The 21,525-nt window shown below is 56.6% G+C and carries 13 protein-coding genes; 4 read left to right on the forward strand and 9 right to left on the reverse strand.

From position 1 onward, the window contains the following. Positions 1 to 350: 350 nt before the first annotated feature. Together H6G52_RS06490 and H6G52_RS18735 are read right to left on the reverse strand one after the other, a co-directional pair. On the reverse strand, positions 351 to 968 hold the full coding sequence (locus H6G52_RS06490) for a LysE family translocator (protein ID WP_199312218.1): 618 nt from the start codon (positions 966 to 968) through the stop codon (positions 351 to 353). Between the two features lie 280 nt (positions 969 to 1,248). After that, positions 1,249 to 1,371 carry a hypothetical protein gene (locus H6G52_RS18735; RefSeq protein ID WP_255508499.1) on the reverse strand — a complete coding sequence of 41 codons (123 nt, stop codon included), beginning with the start codon at positions 1,369 to 1,371 and terminating at the stop codon, positions 1,249 to 1,251. Positions 1,372 to 1,467: 96 nt separating this feature from the next. Between H6G52_RS18735 and H6G52_RS06495 the strand changes: the two genes are divergently transcribed. Then, complete coding sequence (locus tag H6G52_RS06495) at positions 1,468 to 6,738, forward strand: translocation/assembly module TamB domain-containing protein (RefSeq protein WP_190527229.1); 5,271 nt, start codon at positions 1,468 to 1,470, stop codon at positions 6,736 to 6,738. 45 nt (positions 6,739 to 6,783) lie between these two features. Here H6G52_RS06495 and H6G52_RS06500 read toward each other — a convergent pair whose 3' ends face one another. The 4 genes from H6G52_RS06500 to H6G52_RS06515 form a co-directional block, all read right to left on the reverse strand. Beyond that, positions 6,784 to 7,749, reverse strand: a complete 966-nt coding sequence (locus tag H6G52_RS06500) for an Hpt domain-containing protein (protein ID WP_143473099.1) — start codon at positions 7,747 to 7,749, stop codon at positions 6,784 to 6,786. 102 nt (positions 7,750 to 7,851) lie between these two features. Continuing rightward, positions 7,852 to 9,078 carry a 2'-O-glycosyltransferase CruG gene (gene cruG / locus H6G52_RS06505; RefSeq protein WP_190527231.1) on the reverse strand — a complete coding sequence of 409 codons (1,227 nt, stop codon included), beginning with the start codon at positions 9,076 to 9,078 and terminating at the stop codon, positions 7,852 to 7,854. Between the two features lie 313 nt (positions 9,079 to 9,391). Continuing rightward, positions 9,392 to 10,321, reverse strand: coding sequence for a gamma-carotene 1'-hydroxylase CruF (gene cruF, locus H6G52_RS06510; RefSeq protein WP_199312220.1), 930 nt, complete (start codon positions 10,319 to 10,321; stop codon positions 9,392 to 9,394). Between the two features lie 220 nt (positions 10,322 to 10,541). Beyond that, a complete protein-coding gene (locus tag H6G52_RS06515; protein WP_190527233.1) occupies positions 10,542 to 15,014 on the reverse strand; it encodes a PAS domain-containing protein in 4,473 nt (1,490 codons plus the stop codon). Between the two features lie 1,150 nt (positions 15,015 to 16,164). Here H6G52_RS06515 and H6G52_RS06520 point away from each other — a divergent pair. Next, a complete protein-coding gene (locus tag H6G52_RS06520) occupies positions 16,165 to 16,596 on the forward strand; it encodes a DUF4332 domain-containing protein (protein WP_099534239.1) in 432 nt (143 codons plus the stop codon). A 93-nt stretch (positions 16,597 to 16,689) separates the two neighbouring features. On the opposite strand, the gene H6G52_RS06525 is transcribed toward H6G52_RS06520, so the two are convergent. Further along, positions 16,690 to 17,982 (reverse strand): homoserine dehydrogenase, encoded by a 1,293-nt coding sequence (locus H6G52_RS06525; protein ID WP_190527235.1) that lies wholly within the window; start codon positions 17,980 to 17,982, stop codon positions 16,690 to 16,692. Positions 17,983 to 18,170: 188 nt separating this feature from the next. Here H6G52_RS06525 and H6G52_RS18740 point away from each other — a divergent pair, with 188 nt between their 5' ends. Then, on the forward strand, positions 18,171 to 18,293 hold the full coding sequence (locus H6G52_RS18740; protein ID WP_255508501.1) for a hypothetical protein: 123 nt from the start codon (positions 18,171 to 18,173) through the stop codon (positions 18,291 to 18,293). On the opposite strand, the gene H6G52_RS06530 is transcribed toward H6G52_RS18740, so the two are convergent. Further along, positions 18,290 to 18,541 carry a hypothetical protein gene (locus H6G52_RS06530; RefSeq protein WP_190527462.1) on the reverse strand — a complete coding sequence of 84 codons (252 nt, stop codon included), beginning with the start codon at positions 18,539 to 18,541 and terminating at the stop codon, positions 18,290 to 18,292. The genes H6G52_RS18740 and H6G52_RS06530 overlap by 4 nt on opposite strands. 183 nt (positions 18,542 to 18,724) lie before the next feature. Next, positions 18,725 to 19,348 (reverse strand): tRNA-(ms[2]io[6]A)-hydroxylase, encoded by a 624-nt coding sequence (locus tag H6G52_RS06535; RefSeq protein ID WP_099534241.1) that lies wholly within the window; start codon positions 19,346 to 19,348, stop codon positions 18,725 to 18,727. Positions 19,349 to 19,693: 345 nt separating this feature from the next. On the opposite strand from H6G52_RS06535, the gene hpsL reads away from it, so the two are divergent. Further along, positions 19,694 to 21,439, forward strand: coding sequence for a hormogonium polysaccharide biosynthesis protein HpsL (hpsL, locus tag H6G52_RS06540; protein WP_190527237.1), 1,746 nt, complete (start codon positions 19,694 to 19,696; stop codon positions 21,437 to 21,439). The last annotated feature ends 86 nt before the right edge of the window (positions 21,440 to 21,525 follow it).

Here is a 21,525-nt window from a genome sequence, read left to right on the forward strand (position 1 = left end):
ACCTTCCCTCGGAACCTATTTCATAATCATCATAATTGTTTAAAAAGAAGTTTAAATTCTCAAAGCCTATAGCAACCGAGTTTTAAGCAAATACAGCCCTTATCTCGATTACTAAGCATAGTAGCCCGTAGGGTGGGCAATGCCCACCGAGCCGTTGCTTCATGGTATCTGTGATATGGCGTGCCAATTATTTTAGGGAAAGGCTGTATCTAGGATATCGAAAAAGTCCAAATTGATCTGCTGTTGATCTGAGTGATGATCACTCAAATCATTCGATTGATTGATAAAAATAAGGGCTACCGATCAATCAAGACAAGGGGCTTAAGCCCCTTGCTCCCAGGTGATTGAAACTATGATCGAAAAATGACCACCAATCCCACCACAATCATGATCACCGCCGCCACCCGATTCATCATCACCCCTAGCCGTTGACCAAAACGCAACCTCGCACGACTTGCCAGATAGGCATATCCCAATTTAACGCCACCCACCGCCAACGCCGCAATTGCCATCAGAATCAGAATATCCAAGGTTGTCAATTGCTTCAAATTAACAAACGCTGGCAAGAACCCTAGATAAAATAAAACAGCCTTTTGATCACCCAAAGTAATCGCTAAGCCAGTGATGAAATGCCCCCAGTTGGATGGCTGCACAGAAATGGTTTTAGTGGGTTCCAATTCCTCCGTCTTACTCAAGGATTCATGACCAATAGGCGATCGCCCCGTTGAACGCCACAACAAACAGCCGATCGTCACCAAATAAGCGCCGCCCAAATACCGAATGATGGCGAAAGCACTGCCTAGCGATTCAACCAACAGAGTCAACCCAAAAACCGCCAGCAAAATCAACAGTAAATCCCCCAAAACAATGCCCAGCGTTGTCCAAACACCTGGCCGGAATCCCCCTTGGGCTGCTGCCGCTACCACCGTGAACACACTAACGCTGGGTAATGTGGCTAGGATTGTCATTGCTCCAAAGAGTGCAAATAGGTTAGTCCATTCAAGATTCATTTAAAGCACCAAACTTGTTAGGCAAATTTAAAAATTAATTTAGTGATTAATTTTGTTTAATAAAGTCCTAAATTAATAAGTTATTTAAACTAATAGCTTTAAAAATTACTTAAACTACTAAAATTTGCCTTTATTGCACCAACTGTAACGCAAACAGGCGCGATCGCCCCCGCAAACCAGCTCAACAGCCACCATGATCATGATTGTGGCCTATAAATTGCGATACAAAACCACAAAGCTAAACCACAAGGCTAAAAAACCAGCTAGGCCGCGCCGATCGCCCCGTTGTGCCCAACCGAGGCCAGCCCTCGATCGCCAACCAAGACCCCATGGGCAATCCAGAACTTGGAACAGTCAACAAGACCAGCGAAATGAGTCGTCTATGATATGCACAATCGTGCAGCGGGGCTGATGGCTAGCTCGCACGGGGTGAGGAGTTGCACCGGGTTTCAGAGCTATGCAGTCGCCAGGAAATTTGCCCGATCGGGAGCCGGATCAGCCCTCCGAGCTTGAGCCATCCCCCCCCGGATCGCGCCGTCCCCAAAGGAATCGAAGATCCCTGTGGCGTTGGGTGGGACGGGCGGCCGTTTTGGGGTCGATCGGGCTGGTGGCCGGGGGGCTGGGGTTTGGTTGGTATTGGCTGCACTATCGATTTTCGGATTTTTTGTCCGCAGCCCTCAGCGATGCCCTGATGCGGCCGGTGAAGGTGGGGCCCCTGACGGGATTGTCCTTGGGCGGGCTGACCTTTGGGGAATCGGCCCTGTTGCCCACCGCGCAGGATCCTGACCAGGCGAAGGCCGGTGCGGTTGAGGCCAGGTTTGATTTTTGGTCGATCGCCCAGTTGCCTAATTTGCTGGGCGATCGCGTCATCCCGATCGCGATTACCTTTCGGGATCCGTCGGTGTATGTGGAGCAAACCAACGACGGCAATTTATTTGAAGTGCGCTTGAAGTCGGGCCCTAAGCCGCCCTTTGAGCTGCGTCCCAGTCGTTTTGAGTTCCAAAATGCCCAGGTGACCTTGGTGCCTGCGCCGGCCTTGGTGAATCGGCCCCGGCGATCGACCCCGCCGTTGCCCGTGAAGATTGTGGCTTCCGGTTCGGCGGATTTGGAGCAGTGGCGTGCTGGCCAGCCGGAATTGGCGCGGTTTTCGGTGTTGGGAACCGTGGGGCAAGCGCGGCCCGGACAGTTTGACCTCAAAGGAGAGTTCAAAATTCCGACCCAGGAGTTGGCGGTGCGATCGCGCCTGCAAAACCTGGATGTGACTGGATTGGCCCAGGCCATGCCCGCTCCGATGACGATCGAGCGGGGACGGGTGGATGGGGTGGCCGATGGGCGATATCAATTGGGGAAAAGCATTCCGGCGCTTCAGGGCACGCTCCAACTGCGAGATTGGCGCATCACCAGCCCCCTCGTACCCAAGCCCATGGCCCTAGCCACGGGCCGGTTGCGGTTGCGGGGGCCCGTCGTGACGCTGGATCAGGCCCAAGGTCAATATGGATCCTTGCAGGCGATCGCGAATGGGCCGGTGGATTTTTCGGGAACGGTGTTGAATCTGCAAAATCCCCTCAAAACCACCCTGGAGGCTCAATATGATGTGACGTTGCGGGCGGAGGCATTGCGGCCGGCGGATCTGGCAACCACGCTCGATCAGACCTTGCCTCTCCCGATCGTGGGGCCGGTGGAGGTGAATGCCAGGCTACGGGGAACGCTCGATCGCCCGCAAATTACCGGCAATTTCGTCTCGGTGGGCGGCTTACGGGTCGATCGCCTGGCCTTTCGGCGCGTTCAAGGCAATTTCTCCGCGATCGGCCAAGAATCGGAACCGCCCAAAAATTCGCCCCTTCGCCTGTTTGAAAATTGGCAAAGTCGGTTAGTGCGGGCCTTTCCCCTGGCGGCTCGGCTCGATCGGCTGCGCGTTGAACCAACGGCCGGGGGTGCAATCACCGCCGATGGTTCGGCCCGTCTGTTGGCGAATGGGGCCTTGGATCGGTTGGGCATCGATCGGCTGTCGGCCGATTGGCGGGTTCAGGATTTGCCCCTGGCCCCGATCGCCCAAGCCTATGGCCTAAATTTACCCCAGGATCCGGGGCCGGTCTCCATCACGGGGCGATCGCGCGGCAACTTAACCGCGCTGGACACGGAGGCCCGCACGGAACTGCTGGGCGGGCAACTCACAACGGTGGTGCAACTGCGCGATCGGGCTTGGGCCGGCTCGGCCCGGCTGCAAAATCTGCAAGTGGGGCGGGTGATTCCGCAACTCTCGGGCCAATTGACCGCCACAGCCCAAGCTCGGGGCACTTTAGATCGTCCCTTGACGGGTTTGGCTGTGCAGGCGGCGGGCAACTTGCAGAATTTAGCCGGTGGCAAGCTGGATTGGGCCGCCCAGGCCACGGGCGATCGTTGGCAATTGCAAACCCAATTGGCGGGCATTCAGTTGGCGCGGATTGTGCCCCAAGCCACCGGACAACTCAGCAGCCAGGTCACGGCCCAAGGAACCGTGGCCGGCCTGTTGGCCCGCAATCCTGCTTCGATCGCGGCCCAAGTGACGGGGCAACTGAGGCCGGGCGATCGCTCCAGTTTGTTAACCGTTGCCCAAGCCAACTACCTCAACCAACGGCTGCCGATCGACTTTGCGGCCCGTTGGGATGGGCAAGCGATTCGGCTCGATCGGGCTGTGGGGCCCGGGTTGCGGGCTGAAGGGTCTTTGTTTCCCAACATTCCCCCACAACTGGCCGGCTTGCCCACCCTCCGCCATCTGGATTTGCAAGTGGCGGTGCAAAACGTCAATTTGGAACCCCTGCCCGGTTTGGTTCCTAATCTAATTCCGGCCGGGGTGCGGGATGCGTTTCGCGATCGACCCCTGTTGGCGGGGCGGGCGAATTTTACCGGCCAGATTAATGGCCCTCTAGCCGGTTTACGGGCGATCGGGACGGCCAACTTGGTGGGGTTGGAAGCGGCGGGCGCAAACTTTAACCTGCTGATGAGTGGGCCCGTGGACGTGAGCTTGCATCGGGGATTGTCGATCGACCTGCGGGGCGAGTCTGATCGCCTGGCCCTGCGGCTCGATCGACAATTTCTACCCACCGGCTTAGATCTGCAATGGCAAGGGGCCACCGCCACCGGCCGCCGCCAAGGGCGAGATTTCTTGGCCGAGCTGGCGAATTTGCAATTGGAGCGGTTGCGTTGGCCCGCGGCCCTCACGGAACCGGCCGGCATTCCCCGAGGGACGATCGCCGCCCGAGCACGCCTGAACCTCGATCGCTTCACCGCCCAGGGTCAAATCAGCGCCGAACAACCGGGCGTGGGAGTGGCCTTTGGCGATCGATTCACTGGCCTGTTGGGGTATGCCAACAACCGCGCCGTACTGACCGACGGCAAATTGACCCAAGGAGACAGTGAATATCTGGTGGGGGCGGAGTTGGTGGTGGCCGCTGACCCGCGCTTCAAAGGCCAGGTACAAGCCCGCAACGGCAAGCTAGAAACCCTGATTCGGATCCTGCAACTAACGGATTTTGAATCCGCAGCCCAATGGGCCAAAAACCTGCGGCCGCCCACCTATGCCGCCGCTGCCCAGGTGGCTCCCTTGGCGGTGGAAATGGCTGACCAACCCCTTTCCCAGCAGTTGCGGAAGTTAGCGGAAATCAAGGCCCTGCTGAACCAGTCGATCGCCGATCGCTGCAATGCCAGCCCGATCGCCAATCTCGATCGAATCCGGGGCGGATTTGGGGCCAATCTCACCTTCAATGGCAGCGTGCAAACGGGCATTGCCGCCAAGTTCAATCTCTCGGGTCGCGACTGGAGTTGGTTACCGGAAGAGGCCTGTAGCCTGGCTCAAGTGGCCCTGAATGCGGATCAGGTGGATATTCGCGGCGACTTCCAAGACAACACCCTCACCCTGGCCCCCTTGGAATTTCGCCGCAACGATATCCTGCTGGCCTTTGCGGGGCAAATTGGCAAAACCCAATCGGGTCAATTTCAGCTCACCAACTTTCCCGCCGAATCCCTGGAAAATATTCCCCAAGTCCGTGAACTCTACGGCCGCACCGGTTTGCCCCGCCTCAGTGGCCGGGTGAATATCACGGCGGCCCTGGCCGGCACGATCGACGATCCAAGGGCCGTGGGGCAGGTGGTGCTCAACAGCGGCAAACTGAACAACACCCCGATCGAAACGGCCACCAGCAACTTTAGCTATGCCCAAGCGCGGCTGAATTTCAGCAGTGCCGTGGCGGTGCAAGGCAGCCAAGACAAAGACCCGATCGCGATCACCGGCAGCATTCCCCAAAAGTTGCCCTTCGCCAAGGTGGAACCGGATAACGACAGCCTGCGCCTGAATGCCGAATTGGAAGATAAGGAATTGGGGTTGGCGAGCTTGCTGATTCCACAATTCCAATGGCTGGGCGGCCAAGGGCGCGTGCGGCTGAGTGTGGGCGGAACCTTGGCCCAACCCCAGGCCACCGGAGAGGCCCAGTTTGCCAACGCGGCGATCGGGTTGCAGGGTCTCTCCCAAACCATCACCAACATCAACGGCCAGGCCACCTTCACGGGCGATCGGCTGGTGGTGAACGGCATCAACGGAGCCTTTGGCCAGGGACAAATTCGCCTAGCGGGCATCTTGCCGATCGCCGACACCAAAGCCCTAGGGCCCAATGATTCCCCCCTGAACGTGGCTTTGGATCAATTGCAGCTTAATGTGCGGGATCTCTACGAAGGAGGCGTGAACGGCCAAATCAGCATCACGGGCACGGCTCTCAAGCCGATCGTCGGCGGCAGCCTGGGTCTGGTCAATGGTCGGGTGATCTTGCCCACGGATCCGGCGGCCCTGATGGCTAGCACGCCCAATGCCGCCACGGTGGGGATCAGCCCTCGCTTCCAAAACCTGCAAGTGAACTTGGGCCGGGGTCTGCAAATTTTGAAATTGCCTGTCCTGAATTTCCTGGCGGAGGGGGGATTGGAGCTGAACGGAACCTTAGCCGATCCGCGTCCCAGTGGCCGCATTCGACTGCAACGGGGCTTAATTAACCTGTTCACAACGCAATTTACCCTGGAGCGCGGCGAACCCCAATTTGCGGAATTTCGCCCCCGATCGGGTCTGGATCCTTACCTGGATGTGAAGATGGTGGCCTTTGTGCCCGACTCCAGTCGCAACCCCCTGCAAACGGACAATACCAGCGGCTTCAACCCCGCCGAAATTCGAGAAAGTGTGGTTGGATCCATGGGTTCCGCTCGCACCGTTCGGATCAAGGCCACCGTCCAAGGTCGCGCCAGCCAACTGCTGGATCAAATTCGCCTCACCAGTCGGCCCGCCCGCAGCGAGGCGCAAATTTTGGCCCTGATTGGTGGCAGCCTAATCAACACCTTTGACGATCGCAGTGGTGGGGCCGTGGTGCTGGCCAACTTGGCCGGCGCTGGGTTGCTCAACAACATTCAAACCAACATTGCCAGCGCGATCGGGCTGACGGATTTTCGGATTTATCCCACCACCGTCACCGCCCGGCCCCGGGGCGACAACAACCGGAACGATCGAGCCACCGCCCTGGGCCTCGGCATTGAAGCGGGCATTGACCTGAATAACAACCTCTCCGTTTCGATCGCTCAGATCATCTCGGAAATTAACAACACCACCCGCCTCAATCTGGACTATCGCCTCAACGACGACACCGTAATTCGCGGCTCCACAGACTTTGCGGGCGAGTCGCGTCTTTCGGTGCAATTTGAGCGCCGCTTTTAGGGGGCTAGTTCACCGTTGATTAACCCCCAGCATCTTGCAGCGCACCTAGCGAGCTGCCGCCGCCAAATAGCGGGCAATTTCCATCAATTGATCCTTGGGGAACGTGGAAATCAGAATCCGAGCAGCACCCTTGGGATCCCGAGGAATGCTGACTTGGCCATTGGCCGGGGCTGGGGCCGGAGTAGCGGCCGGAGCGGCTGGGGTCGCGGCGGGAGCGGCCGCAGCGGCTGCGGCGGCCGGGGGAGCAAATTTTTGGAGTTCAGGGCCCAGGGTGATGCTGTGGCCTTTGCCCCCGGCCATTAACTCAGTGGCCTGTTTCAGATCCCGCACCACGATCGGGGCGATCGCATTGAAGGGCACTTTGGGATGGGCGATCGCCCGGCGGGTGGCTTGGATCAGGGTTTGCCAAGTGGCATAGCCATCACCCAATTGCAGCAGCTTTTGACAGAGGCGATCGAGCTGTGCGCGCAACTCCGGCGTGGCCGGTTGCTTAAACAGCACCACCATTTGCTTCAGCGCTTCCATCACCAACGGGCCAAAATTGGCCGGCAGGGGTTTAGCCGCTGGGGCAGGCGCTGGGGCAGGTGTTTCCGGTTCGCCCGCCGCCCGCTTCTTAATTCGTTCGTATAGGGCTTCTAGGGATGGGCGCAGACTGTCCACCGCCGGAACGGCCTGCTCATCGTTGTAAGTGCCACCCTCCAGGGCCCGGGTCAATTTCTCCAAAAGGGCGACACCGTTTGCGAAATCTTGCTGATCTCTGTTATCTAACTTGATAGGGTTTTCGCGCAGGAACTTAAAACAGTTTTCAAGCAACAAAGCTAGGTGGCGCATTCCCTCAAAGCCAAGCATGGCCGCACTGCCCTTGATGGTGTGGGCGGCTCGGTAGATGGTGTTGCACTCCTCATATTCTTCGATGACTGCTTGCAAGTTCCCCAGGGCCGCCTGCATCGCCTCCAGATGCTCATTGGCTTCCATGATGAAGTACTTGACAACTTGTTCGTTACCACTCACGGGCGGCACTCCTCGCGACGACAGGACGGAAGCAGCGGCCGGGCTAGGATCCAGGGCAATCAAAAGGGGGGCAAAACCCCTGGAAGATGTGATGCCGCTGAACTAGCCCGCGTTGGTTGGCACGGCTGGGGAATAGCTACGCCCGCGCCACTGCGTCGGCGTTTGCACCGATGATAGCCCAATTCTCAGGGCGGCCAAGGGATCCGCCAAGGGAGACAGAAAGAAAAGCCAGGGAAGCTTTGCGCCGCTGAGGTTATAGGACGGTGCGATCGCCCAATTTAAGGCAAATCGGATGAGCAACAGTGCCAGATTCAGGCCCCAGGCGGCGGTTACCAACCAGGAAGCACTGGCACAGGCCGGCTCGAATAATAACAATACCAAGGGTAAGGGCAAGCCCTGCACTGCTAACAAAAAGAGACAATCCCCCAGGGTTTGGGCCCGGGGGCTGGCATCCTTAAGATCGAGCGATCGGCCCCACTCTTTCCAGGTTTCGGCGGCCCCTTCATACATGCGCACCTCGATCAGCTTGCCCCCATCCAAAAAGCCCACCTTCATTCCCTGGGCCGCCGCCGCCCGCGCCAGGGTCACATCATCACAAAAAGACCCCCGAGCGCTGCTGTAGCCGCCCAAGTCCACGAGCCGATTGCGCCGCACCAAAAAGCATTGACCATTGGCCATGGTGCGAGTGGGCCCCCCGATCGAGCTGCCCGCCGGCCCAAACCGATACACCAGCGTCATCAACAGGGCCGGTTGCAAAATCAGCTCACCGGGCGTTTGCAGCAAAAAGCGCGGCGAAAAAGAAACCAGATCATAGCCCCCCGCTTCGGCCGCCGCGATCGCCGCCGACACCAAGCCCGCCTTGGGCCGAGTATCCGCATCAATCCCCAAAATCCAACGGCTCTGTTCGTTGCTGTGGCGAAATCCTGTGTGCAACGCCCAGGGCCGCCCCACCCAATCTCCCGGCAAGGGATCATCCGGCAACAATCGCAGGCGGGGATCTTGGCGACCGGCGGCCTTCACCAGTTCCGGCGTGCCATCGGTGGAGTCGCTATCAATCACCAAAATTTCCCGCACTTCGTAGCCCTGAAGCCCCAAGCCCGTTAGGCAGGGCCCCAGCCTGGCCGCCTCGTTCAGGGTGGGCACCAGGATGCTGACGGAACCGAGCTGGTCGTGGGTGGTGTCCCTGGGTTGCAGGGGCTGTTGGCGACCGGGGCCTTGCATTAACCGAGCCAACAAAATGGCAACGGCCGGAAGCTGCACCAATAACAACCCAAGGGCGATCGCCCCCCAAACTACCGCTCCGGTCTCAGTTTCCGCTCCGGTCACCATGCTGCTGTTCTCCAGTGGGATTGATCGCAGTGGGATTGATCGCAAAGGGCGATCAAAACAAGGCGCAATATTAAAGCGCAATACAGGGCAAAATGCATCAGCCCAAGGGGTTTGTGAACACCCGCGAGGCTCTCAACGTGAATTTTACAGGGGGCTTGTGGCCAATTGGAGCTTGCCTGCTTGGCTGAATGCTTCACCGAACAACAACCCCCCGCACCCGCTCAGAGGGGATTGGGGGGAGAAGATTGGGGTTATGTTGCGATCGGGCGATCGGCCAAAAGCGGCCAAGCTCCCGTTCGTTACTGAGTAACCACTACTTAGCAACCACTTCCAGCGGGGGAGCATTCAGAGGCTCGGTCTCCGCCGGTTCCGCCTTGGGAGCCTCCGTCGGCGCGATCGCCCACAACAGCACCGCCGGCAACACCCCGATCGCCACACTCATCATCGTGGGCACCAGGAAGCCCGGATCCAGCGAAAACACCGTAATCGCTGCCCCAAAGACAAAATTCACCAGATAGACAATCACCGGAACCGTCAGTTGCGATCGGGTCAAATTCAACCGCTGACCACGCCACAACAGCGCCGCCACCGACATAAACACCATCCCCGTCGCCACCCAACCCGACAGGTTGCGATAGGGCATTCCAAAGAACTCGCCAATTTCCTCAAATTCCCAGAAGGGCAGCGACGTTTGGCTCATGGCCGGATCCAACACCAGATCCCAAGCCATCAGCAACACCGCGCCACCCACCACGGCTCCCGCCTGGCGCAGCAGCCCCGGCAAATTCAAACGCTCCAGCCCCACCATCACCAGCAGGTAGCAAACCGCACCCATATAAAACCAAGACAGCGGAATCGTGAACGGCACCAAACCCGCAACCTTATATCCCAACCCCGACAGGTAGTGATAGTGACCAAAGGGGAAGCCAGTGCTGGTTCCGAGCAGTTCGCTGCCCAAGGACAGGCCCACCGAGGGCAAGAAAAACAGCAACATCCGTTGCCAACCCAAAACGCGGGCCAGGTACAGGGCCACGGCCGCTGCACCCAGGATGATGTAGCCAACACCCCCCTGACCCATACTCCATTGAAAAAACTGGATTCCAATGGGCGGCAAGCTGGCGATCAGGTCAGGACGAGGCAAGACGTACAGCAACCCAGCCAGGCCAAACGCCATGGCAATAATGTGACCTATCAGGCAAGCGCGCTCAATCAACGAGAGCGGCTGTTGGGGCAGTGACTTCATGACACTCCTCAAAGTTTCGAGACACCGATCGCATCCGGCCAGTTGGGCCCGGATGGTGTCTAACTAGTTTACGAATCTTTAAGAGAATTTTTTAAAAAAGATTAGATTTTGCCAAGCGGGGGCCGATCTCTCGATCGGATTGTTGCCAGCTCAGCCAGATCGTTGCCAACGGAAGGCCCTGGCCCAAGGGATGGCCCTCAAGGGATCCAGAGACCAAGCCCTAGGTTTCTGGATGGGCCGTCGGGCCCGTTTGATGGTGCGGAATTTCAATGACAAAGGTAGCTCCTTGGCCGGGCGCAGATTCGCAAATCAAGCGGCCCCCATGGCGCTCCGTCACGATTTGATAGCTGATGGACATGCCTAGCCCCGTGCCCTTGCCCACGGGCTTGGTAGTAAAGAAAGGATCGAAGAGCCGTTGCTGGATGTCTGGTGCGATGCCTGGCCCGTTGTCTGAGAGTTGAACTTGCACCCAATGCGGGTTGATCGCCCGGGTCGTGATCGTGATTTGGCTTGGGTGGTTTTTGATGGCTTCGGTGTCACGGAGGCGATCGCGCTCTTCAAGGGCATCGATCGCATTCACCAAAATATTCATAAACACCTGATTGAGCTGTCCGGCATAGCATTCCACCCTCGGCAAAGCACCGTATTGCTTCACCACCTGAATACCTGGATGCTCCGGCTTGGGTTTCAGGCGATTTTGCAGAATTAGCAGGGTGCTATCAATTCCCTCGTGCAAATCCACCTCCTTCACATCCGCTTCATCCAGTCGGGAGAAGTTCCGCAAGGAGGAGACAATTTCGCGAATTCGATCGGTGCCCACCCGCATGGATTGCAGGAGCTTGGGCAAATCTTCCGCCACAAATTCCAAATCCACTTCCTCAATCAGGTCGTTGAGGTCTGGGTCTGGGTTGGGAATTCGTTCTTGATAGGCTTGCACAATTTCCAGCAGGTCTTCCGCGTAGCGATGAGCATGGCTGAGGTTGCCATGGATGAAGTTCACCGGGTTGTTAATTTCATGGGCCACGCCCGCCACCAACTGCCCCAAGCTGGACATTTTTTCGCTTTGGATCAGTTGATTTTGCGTATGTTGCAAATCCAGTAGCGCCGCTTCTAGGTCGGCTGCCTTTTGTTGGAGGGCATCTTCGGCTTGGCGACGCTTGGTGATGTCGATCGAGGTGGCCACAATTCGATAAACGCGCCCCTTCTTGTCGAACAGTGGATTCAGGGTGGTCAGCAGCCACAGATGTCCCTTCTGGGTGGTGACATACTCATCCTGAACAATGGTTTGGCGTTGGTCTACGCAGCTCCAATAATGGGCTTCCATGATGGCTCCGTACTCTTCGCCAAACACTTCGGTGGGGGTGTGGTGATAGACCCGGGACTCGTGCAGTCCGGTTAAGCGTGCGCTGGCCGCATTCCAACCGATATATTCCAACCGGCGATCGGGCAGGACAGCCAAAACAAAAATGGGATATTCCACCCCGTCAAAGATGGTGCGCAGGAAGGCTTCGCGATCGAACAGTTCCAGTTCCGCCAACTTGCGATCGGTAATATCCGTGTGAACCCCCACCCACTCATAGACACTAGCCACATCATCCAGAATCGGCACGGCCCGCACGCTCATGTAGCGATATTGCCCGTCATAGCGTCGCAGCCGGTGCTCCAGGGTGAAGGGCTGTTTGCTGATGATGGAACGAGACCAGGCGGCCTCCGTGGCGGCGCGATCGGCTGGGTGAATCGCATTCAGCCAACCCCAGCCCAACAAATCCTGGCGCGATTGGCCCGTAAAGGCCCGCCATTTGGGCTGATCGGCCGCAAACTCTCCCAGGCGGCTGGTGACCCAAACAATTTGCGAGGTGGCCTCAATCAGAGTGCGGAACCGCACTTCGCTCCGGCGACGGATGGCCTCCGCCTGTTTGAGATCGCTGATATCCATCAAAATGCCGTAGACCCGCACGATTTGGCCATTGGCATCTCGCTCCGGCAGTCCCTTGACCCGGAAGTAGCGCGATAACCCGTTAATTTGCTCGATGCCTTCGAGTTCCAGATCGTAGGATTGACCGTCGCTGAGGCATTCTTCAAACGCCATCTGCAAACGTTGCTGGGAGGAAGGGCTGTAGAGGGAAATCGACTGATCAAACTCCGGCACACCTTCCTCGATCGGGTAGTTAAAGAGCCGAAAAATTTCCTCTGACCAACTGACTTTACCGGTCGCCACGTGATATTCCCAGGAACCCAAATGGGCCACGCGCTGGGCCTCTTGCAGGCTCTCGGTAAGGCGACGGAGCCGCTCTTGGGCTTCGTAATACTCCGTCACGTCATACATCACGACCATGGCCCCGATTTGGTAGCCGTCGCTTTCCCGTAGAGGTTCCGCATGGCAAACAATTCGATGGGGGTCTTCGTTGGCCACATGAACCACCATCTCGAAATCATGAACCGATTCCCCTAGGATCGCCCGGCTCAAGGGCATTTGGGCCGGAGCGATCGGGGTGATGCCATCCGGCTCCAAGACGGTGCAGAGGCTCATCCACTCTTCGGGCAAGAGTCCTTGCAGGTTGCAGTTGTACCACTGTCGGGCCGTGTGGTTGGCGAGGGTGATGCGCCCAGCCATGTCACAGGCCATCACCCCGTCGGAAACGTTATCCAACACCAATTGCATGAGCGATCGCTCCTGTTGCAGGGCCACTTCAGCGGCCTTGCGATCGGTCACATCCAAAATCAATCCATCCCAGATTGATCGCCCATCCTTGAGAAACCGTCCCCGCGCGGCGGACTGGAGCCACTTCACTTCCCCTTGGGGGGTAATGATCCGATATTCATACTGCCAATCGGCGCGGGTTTCAATGGCAACCCGAATGGATGTTTGAACATTGAGCAAGTCATCGGGGTGGGTCAGCGTCCAGAGACTGAGGGGGTCATTTTGGCCGCGTAAGGGGTCAATGCCATAGACCTCCTGGCAACCGGGACTGAGATACAAAAAACGCCCCACGGGATCATTGCCGGACGTTTCGTACTGATAAATCACGCCGGGTATGCTGCCCGCCAATCGCTGGAACCGATCGCGCATTTGCTCTAGGTTTTGCAGCGCCAACTGTCGATCGGTAATGTCCAGCAGCAACCCATCGGCATGTAGCGTGCCTTCTTCGTCCAACACCATGCGCGAAATGCCCTGGATCCAGCGCAATTCACCCGAGGGCAACAAAATTCGATATTTGTGTCGCCATTCCAGGCCATGGTTCACGGCTCGCTCCATGGATTCTGCGAAGATGGCCACATCATCGGGATGCACACAACCCCACATGACGGCCGAATCCGCCAGGATCGCATCCGGCTCCACATGGAAGATTTCGCGCACCCGGGAGCTGATATAGATAAATTCTCCTAGGGGGTCGCCGGTTCTGCGTCGGTACTGGAAGACAATGCCCGGTAGATTATCGGCAATTTGTTGAAACCGGCTGTTGGCCTGGCGCAAGGCCGTTTCGATCCGCCGCTGCTCCGTGATTTCAACCACGATCGTCCCGATCGCGCTGATGGTTCCTTCTCGATCCCAAATTGGGAAATAGGACAGGTTCCAAACCCGATCGGGGTCGGGGTGATGCAGTTGGGCCCCGGTCAACTCCAGGTTGGAAATGGCCTGGCCCGTTTGCCACACCTCTTCATAGATGCGTTCCAAGTGAGGGGCCAGGTTGGGCGCGGTGGCCTGCATCGTTTGTCCGAGGTGGTCGGCCGCCGTGAGGCCATTCAACTCGGACAAGCGATGATTGGCTTCCAGAATGCGATAGTGGCGATCGGTAATCGCAATCCCGATCGGGGCCGCCGCAATCAGCGATTTCAGCAACGCCTGCTGCCGCAACAGCTCCTGTTCAGATTGGTAGCGCTCCGTCACATCCTCGTAAATCGCCATCAGATACTGCGGGCGATCGCCGTTCCAAATGGCAATGCGGCGGCTTTGTAACCAACGCTGCTCACCACCAATCCGCATGGGCATGGGCGGCTGATCCAAAATTTGTCGTTGTGCCAAGGCCGCCCGATCGCCCGATCGCAACTCCGCCGCCTCTTCCGGCGCAAACAGCTCATCCATGGGCCGGCCCAACAAATCCGCCGCCGCCACCCCAAACAACCGCTCGGCGGCCGGGTTCAAGGTGCTGACTCGCAACTCCGCCGCCTCCTTCACCACCACCGGCATCGGCAAAGCATCCAACACCGCCGACAGGAACCGTTGAGTGCGCCGCAGCTCCTCCTCCGCCTGTCGCTGTTGCGTCACATCAATCACCAAGCCATCCCAAAGCGTTCTCCCATCGGCCAAGCGTTCCGGCCGGGACACCAAGCGCAACCAACGCTCTTTCCCCGAGGGCAACATGAACGGCCCTTCCCAGTGAAAATCCGACAGGTTTTGCCGCGATCGCTCCGTAGCCTGCATCAGGGTTTCCCGATCAGCCAGCGACAACATCTCAATCGCCTGGATCATCCCCTCCGGTTCCACCTCGAATAGCTCACGACAGCCGATCGAGGCGTAGGGAAACGTCATTTCGCCCGCCGCGTCTACTTGGAATTGGTAGACCACGCCCGGTAGGTTTTGCGTTAAACGATCAAACTGAGTTTGCTGCTGACGAACCTTCAGGCGCAGGGTTTCTAGCTCTTGCTGAAGAGCATTGAACACTTCTGGTTCCAGAACAATCGAAGCAGTCATGGCAGGCGCAGGATGGGGAGAAGGAGCAACTAGGAAGCAACTAGCGATGAACTAGCGATGAACTAGAGCCAATTGGTCAACCTCAGTGGGTGAATCTGAAGAGCAACTAGAGCCAATTGGTCAACCTCAATTGATCAATTTCAAGTTGATCAGCTTGCAATGGCGAAATATGAGCGAAACATGATGAAAATTCAGCAAAAACACAAGCAAAACACAATATTTTACGACCTTGCTTCATGTCATGGTTTGTACCTTAGTTGCAAAAAGAAATCCATAAATTTGCTGGCGGCAATTGGCAGAAACTGACAGCAATTAATCACCATTGATTCATGACTCAATCATAATCATCCGTAAAAATATCCACGATTACCATGCACGATCGATATTTGCGATTAATGATTACCATTCATCATGGTCGCTAGCGATAGTCACTGATTATTGCATCCATAGAAATTGATCATTTTCCTCGAAACTAATCAATCATCGGATTACAAAATCCGTGAATGCTGATTAATGATCTAGAAACAGTCGATCGGGGCAGGGTTTTGGGGCAGGATTGTGGAATTGAAGACAAAATGCAACCTCAATTCGTGAAATTGCGCCCTAGGATTGCTCCAAAAGATCACCAATCTCCAAAACCCATACCCAAAACCAAGGCAGGACGTAGACGTTAGCAACTGAGCTGGCAAAAACGAAAAACCCAGCAGGGCTAACTCAAGGCGCTGCTGCCCAAGGGTTGGCTAGCATTTGTTTCGTTTTTGTGAATGAATTTTCGGGAACCCGGATGATTTGACCCGATCGACCTGAGTTCAGCCTATTGACGCAAATCCGGGAGTGATGCATTTGCTGATAGTCTAAGTCTATTCATCCACGATCCCCAAGTATGAGGATGCCAAAGCTGTTTGAGGCTTGGAGATTGCAGCTCGAAAATGTGCATCGGGATCGTGCCTCGGAAATGCGCAATCGAATCTTCAAATTGCAGCATTGGGTAGAGCAGTGACGGGGTTGGCTGCGATCGAGAGAGCATGAAGGCGGTGGTTATCCCTCGGACTCTCAACAAGACGGAAGAAGCACCCAAAACCGGACGATTTATCCATGCATCACCCGTGAATCATTATCACTCTTTGCAGCATAAGGGAGCGTAATCAAAATGGCTCAGCGGGCGATCGCCCAATGGTGGCCCTTGGCTCAATTGCCGGGGCTGAGTGCGAAGGACTTGTTGCAACTTCAGGAATTGGGATTGGTTGATACCCGATCGCTTCTGCGATCGGCCGCGAGTCGCGATCAACAACGGGCGATCGCCGCCCAATTGCAGCTCCACGAACACCATGTGCGTAAATGGGTTGCCCTGGCGGATTTGGCCCGGGTTCCCAGCGTGGGTCTAGATTACTGTGGTTTACTGTTGCATTCAGGCATCATTAGTACCGTTCAACTAGCACAGCAACCGGCCCACAAACTCCATCAGCAGGTGTTGCGGTTGCATGTGCGAGAGTTGCAGCGGCGCAATCTCTGTCCTGGTTTGGGTGAAGTAACGCGCTGGATTTTGCAGGCCCGAGAATTGGTGGGGCGATCGTCGTCCTGATCGCCTCCCCCGATTGCTTAAGTCTCCAGTGAATTCCCAGTGAATTCCCAGTGCATCTCCAGTCAATTCCAGAGCGAATTCCAGCGGCGATGGCTAAATCACGCGCAGGACGCTGGCGACCGATCGAATGGCATCGCTGGCGTGAATGTCAGCCAGGGCGGCACGGAAGTCCCCTTCTCGCACCGCGTGGGTAACTACCACCACTTGGGCTTCGTCGCCGTTCACCTCCGTTTGCACCAGCGATTCCAAGCTGACCAGACGGTTCCCAAAGCAACTGCCGATATGGCCGATCGTGCCGGGGCGATCGCTCGTCAGGAAGCGAACATAGAACCGGGTTTCCAGATCATCCAGTGAGGCGATGGGGCAAAAATCGCTGTGGCTACAAGCCAACATGGGATTAATGACCGGTGTGGCCCTCTCGCCCGTGGCTTGCATGGCCGCCGCCACATTCAACACATCGGAAACCACGGCGCTGGCGGTGGGGCCAGACCCGGCCCCAGGGCCAAAGAACATCACCTGCCCGATCGGCTGGCCTTCCACAAAAATTGCATTGAATGCGCCGTCCACACGGGCCAGGGGGTGGCTGTGGGGCACTAGGGTAGGATGCACCCGCAGCGATACGGCAGGCCCCTGGCGACGGGCGATCGCCAGCAGTTTGATCGCAAAGCCCAACTTGTCCGCGTAGGTAATATCCGTGGCGGTGATGTTGCGAATACCTTCCGTATGCACCGCTTCCCGTTTGATGCGACCTCCGAAGGCTAGGGAGGCCAGGATTGCGATTTTGTCGGCCGCGTCCAGGCCGTCCACGTCGGCGGTGGGGTCGGCTTCCGCATAGCCCAACCGTTGGGCATCGGCGAGCACATCGCCAAAGTCGGCTCCTTCGGCGGTCATCCGCGACAGGATGTAGTTAGTCGTGCCGTTGATGATGCCGGTGATTCCATTGAGCCGATCGCCCCCCAGGGATTGCTTCAGGGGTTGAATGATGGGGATGCCACCGCCCACGGCCGCTTCCAGCATCAAATAAACCCCCGCTTGCTTGGCCGCATCAAATAGCTCTGGGCCAAAGCGGGCGATCGCGGCTTTGTTGGCGGTCACCACATGTTTTCCGTGGCGGATGGCTTCCAACATCAGCGATCGCGCCGGTTCCAGTCCGCCAATCACCTCCACCACAATATCCACATCGGGATCGGTGACGATCGATTGCAAATCGGTTGTGAGCTGTTCGCGGGGAATTTCCACCGGCCGGGGCTTATCGAGCGATCGGGCCCCCACCCGATAGAGTTCCAACGATTGCAGGAGCGGGCTGCGGCCGGTCGCGTCCAGCAAAATCTGCGCCACACCCGCTCCAACGGTTCCGAGACCCAACAGACCGACTTTGAAACCCACGACTTTTCCCAACTTTCTCTAAACAATTCGTCCTGGGTCAGGGCGGCCACCCACGGGAGCCACTGACGGAGGAAACACCCGATCGCGATTTGGGGCCGCTTGCTCAACGAGCCTGCTCAGCAAACCTCCCGCACCAGTTTTCGGAGTTTCGCGATCGATCAAATTTCCAAATCGTCAAATTCCTGACCATGGATATTCTGACATTGGGCGGCCCGCTCAAACGGGCCGGTTCCCCGGGTTCATCCATCACCGAACAATCGCCAGGCAATCACCAGGCAATCGCTAGACAACGGCTGGGCGATCGCCCCTAGGATTCCGAATCCAGTCGCTCTAGGTCGATTTGATTCAGGTCGATCGGTTGCAGTTGCGATTCAAAGGGCTTAGTGAATCGGGCGGCAGCAATTTCGTTTAACTTATCCAGCGGCGTATCCCAAATAAATTGGGTCGCAGCCTTGGCAAATTCCTGATTTGGGCATTGGTCACCCAAAACACAACCATTGACACAGGCGGTTTTACAGTCGATCGACTGGGGATCCAGGGAATTGGTTATTTGGCTCATGGTGATGATTCCGGCTCTTCTCTGGCCCCTTAACATAGCTGATTTTCCAGTTCAAGCCATTGCAGGTAAGGTGCTCAGTCCCCTGGTTCCCCAGGATTTTGCGATCTCAGAATTAGGGTTTCAAGGACTTTTGGCCGATTGCAAGTTGATCGCAAGTCGATCGCAGGGATCTAAAAACTCGCCCTAACTGTGAACCCGTGCTTGGGGATGCAGCGTCGCCAAAACATTGCTTTCGATCGCCGCCAACTCCGCCAGCCGTTCCATCACCACCGGGCGATCGTAGTAAGTATCCGCCAAAACCCAATAAATCCCGTAATGTCGTGCTTCGGAAGCCATTAAGCTGCGATAGAAGGCCGCCAACTTCGGATTGGGGCAATGTTGCGCCAACAGGCCCAGTCGTTCATGGCTGCGGGCTTCGATCAGCCCCGCCACCAGCAGGGAATCCAGCAGGCGACCGGGTTCCTGGCGGCGAATTTGCGATCGCAGGGTGGCCCCATAGGGCGGAGCTGCCAAGGCCCGAGGGGCAATCCCCAGGCGATCGAGCCATTGGTTTACCTGCTCAAAATGCTCCAGCTCCTCTTGAGCGATCGCGGTGAGCTTGCGCACCAGCAGCGTTTTTGTGGGGTATTGGCCCATCAGTTGCAAAGCCACCCCGGCCGCCTTTCGCTCGCAGTTGGCATGATCAATCAGCACCTCATCCAAATGGGCGATCGCCTGGTTCACCCAAGCTTGGGAGGTGGGCTGCTGCAAAAAACGCACCGAGGGCAACTCAGAAACGGCCGGCTGCGGCAGAGAAGGGGAAGACATGGCGATCGGGAGGAAATTGCAAAGAACTGGAACCGTCGATCAGACAAGTTAATCAACCGGGTGAACCACTTGGTGGTCAATTTGGTGGTCAATTTGTTGATCATGGTCAACTGGTTGATCAAGTGATCGAACAAATCCAGTGAACCAGGCCATTGAACAACTGAGCAACCCAAGAGACCCAAACATCTCAAACCGGCAGCGGGCGATCAGGGCAGCCCCGAAACCATCCCGGAATTCGCGAAATACAATGGCAAACGTTTCCTAGTCAATTCCTAGTCGATCGGGCCCGTTCGCCGCCCTGTCCGCAACCCACGCTGCCGCCCCTCACTCTCCCCACCCCCGTCTATGGCCGTCGCTCGCAAAGCCAAAGCCCGCCCCACAAAAGCCAAAAAACGCAACACCAAAACCAAGAAAAAACGCAATCAGAAGCGAAAAAATACCAAGGTCAAAGTTGATCCCAAGGAGCTAAAAAAGCGCCAACGGGAACAAGCCAAAGCTCGCCAAGCCTTTATTCAGTCCCTCACACCGTCCCTCATTGTGGGTGTGATTTTAGGGGTGATCGCTGCCGTTGCCGTTGATCCCAAAATGGGTGTAGTGGCCGGCGCGGCCATTCCGGTTTTGTCCCTGTCTTTGAAATATCCGCGTCAGGCTTTTTGGGGCTTTTTAATGTATTTGCCCCTCAGCGGCACGGTCACCTATGCCTTGGGTGGCAGCGTGGTGTTGCAATTGGCCAAAGACGGCATTTATTTGCCAGCTTTGATTGGCATTTGGCGATCGTGTCGGCAGATGCGAATTCCTTTCTGGGCCTCCAACGCTCTGAAACCCACGCTCCTGATTTTGTTAACTTGCTCCGTGATGACGCTGCTGTCCGTGAATGGAATGCAGCAGCTTAAAAAGCCCTTTCCTGATGACAAATCGCCGCTTGCTTTGGGAATTTTAGGCTTCAAGGTTTTCATGGGTTATATTCCCATTATTTTCTGCACCTATCACCTCATTCGCAGTAAAAAAGAACTGCTGTTTGCTACGCGAATCACATCGGTTTTGGCCATTGTTTGCTGTGCATTAGCCTATGTGCAATATTACTTTCTGCTGACGGGGCGCTGTGCGGGCACTGACCACTTGGAAGGATCGGGATTGTTCAAGGCCTCGATCGACGCTCGTTGCTTTGTGGGCGGCTCCTTGGTTTGGAGTCCATCGCAAAATATGGTGCGACTACCGGGAACCTTTGTGGCTCCTTGGCAGTGGGCTTGGTTTCTAATTTCCAATGCCTTTTTTACCTATACGACGGCTTTTAATGATCCATCCCCCCTGTGGCGGCTGATTGGCTTGGGAGCCATGGGTGGCATCTTCATGAATGCGGTGATTTCAGGCCAGCGAATTGCCTTGGCGCTCGTGCCAGTGGTGACCGTCATTCTGTTGGTTTTGACGGGGCAAGTCACCAACTTAAAACGCTTTTTGCCGATCGCCCTTGGTTTGGTGTTGCTGTTGGGTGGTGCAGCGGTTTTATTCCCTGATGTGTTGCAAGAGCGGATCGATAGTTTCACCAGCCGTTGGGCTGCTTCTCCGGCCGATGAATTCATTGGGGAGCAGTTTGGATTTGTGCTTAAAAAAGCCCAAAATAATCCCTTTGGGGCGGGCTTAGGCCGAGCCACCAACTCAGCGCGGGTTTTTGGTCGCACAACCTTAATTGAAACCTGGTTTCCCAAGGTGATGTGGGAGGTGGGTTTTCCGGGCATTGCGGCATTTTTGGCCTTCGTTACGGTGATCACCATCACCACGTTTAAGGCCTATCGATCGGTCAAGGAAAAAAATCTGCGCGGCATCGGAGCCAGCTATTGGGTGTTTGTGCTGTTTATCAGTTATCAAACCTATTACTACCCGTTGGATGTGGATCCAGTGGCGGTTTATTACTGGTACGCAGTCGGGGTGTTGTTGCGATTGCCCGAGATCGATCGCGCCGATCGCAAGCAACGACTCTTGGAAGCCGAGGACGATTCAGAAGACTTAGAGGCAGATTTAACCGATGATTTGGAGGAATCAGCCAATAATGGAAACAGTCGCCGGGGAGCCGCCAAGGCCGCTCCCGGTTAGCATCTGGTTTTAGCATCTCGCTATTTTTGTGCCAGTCTTGTGGGATTGAATCAACGAATCGGCAGGAGCGTCAGGGAGCTTTGTGG

The sequence above is a fragment of the Limnothrix sp. FACHB-881 genome, from assembly GCF_014698135.1.
Taxonomy (GTDB): Bacteria; Cyanobacteriota; Cyanobacteriia; order CACIAM-69d; family CACIAM-69d; genus CACIAM-69d.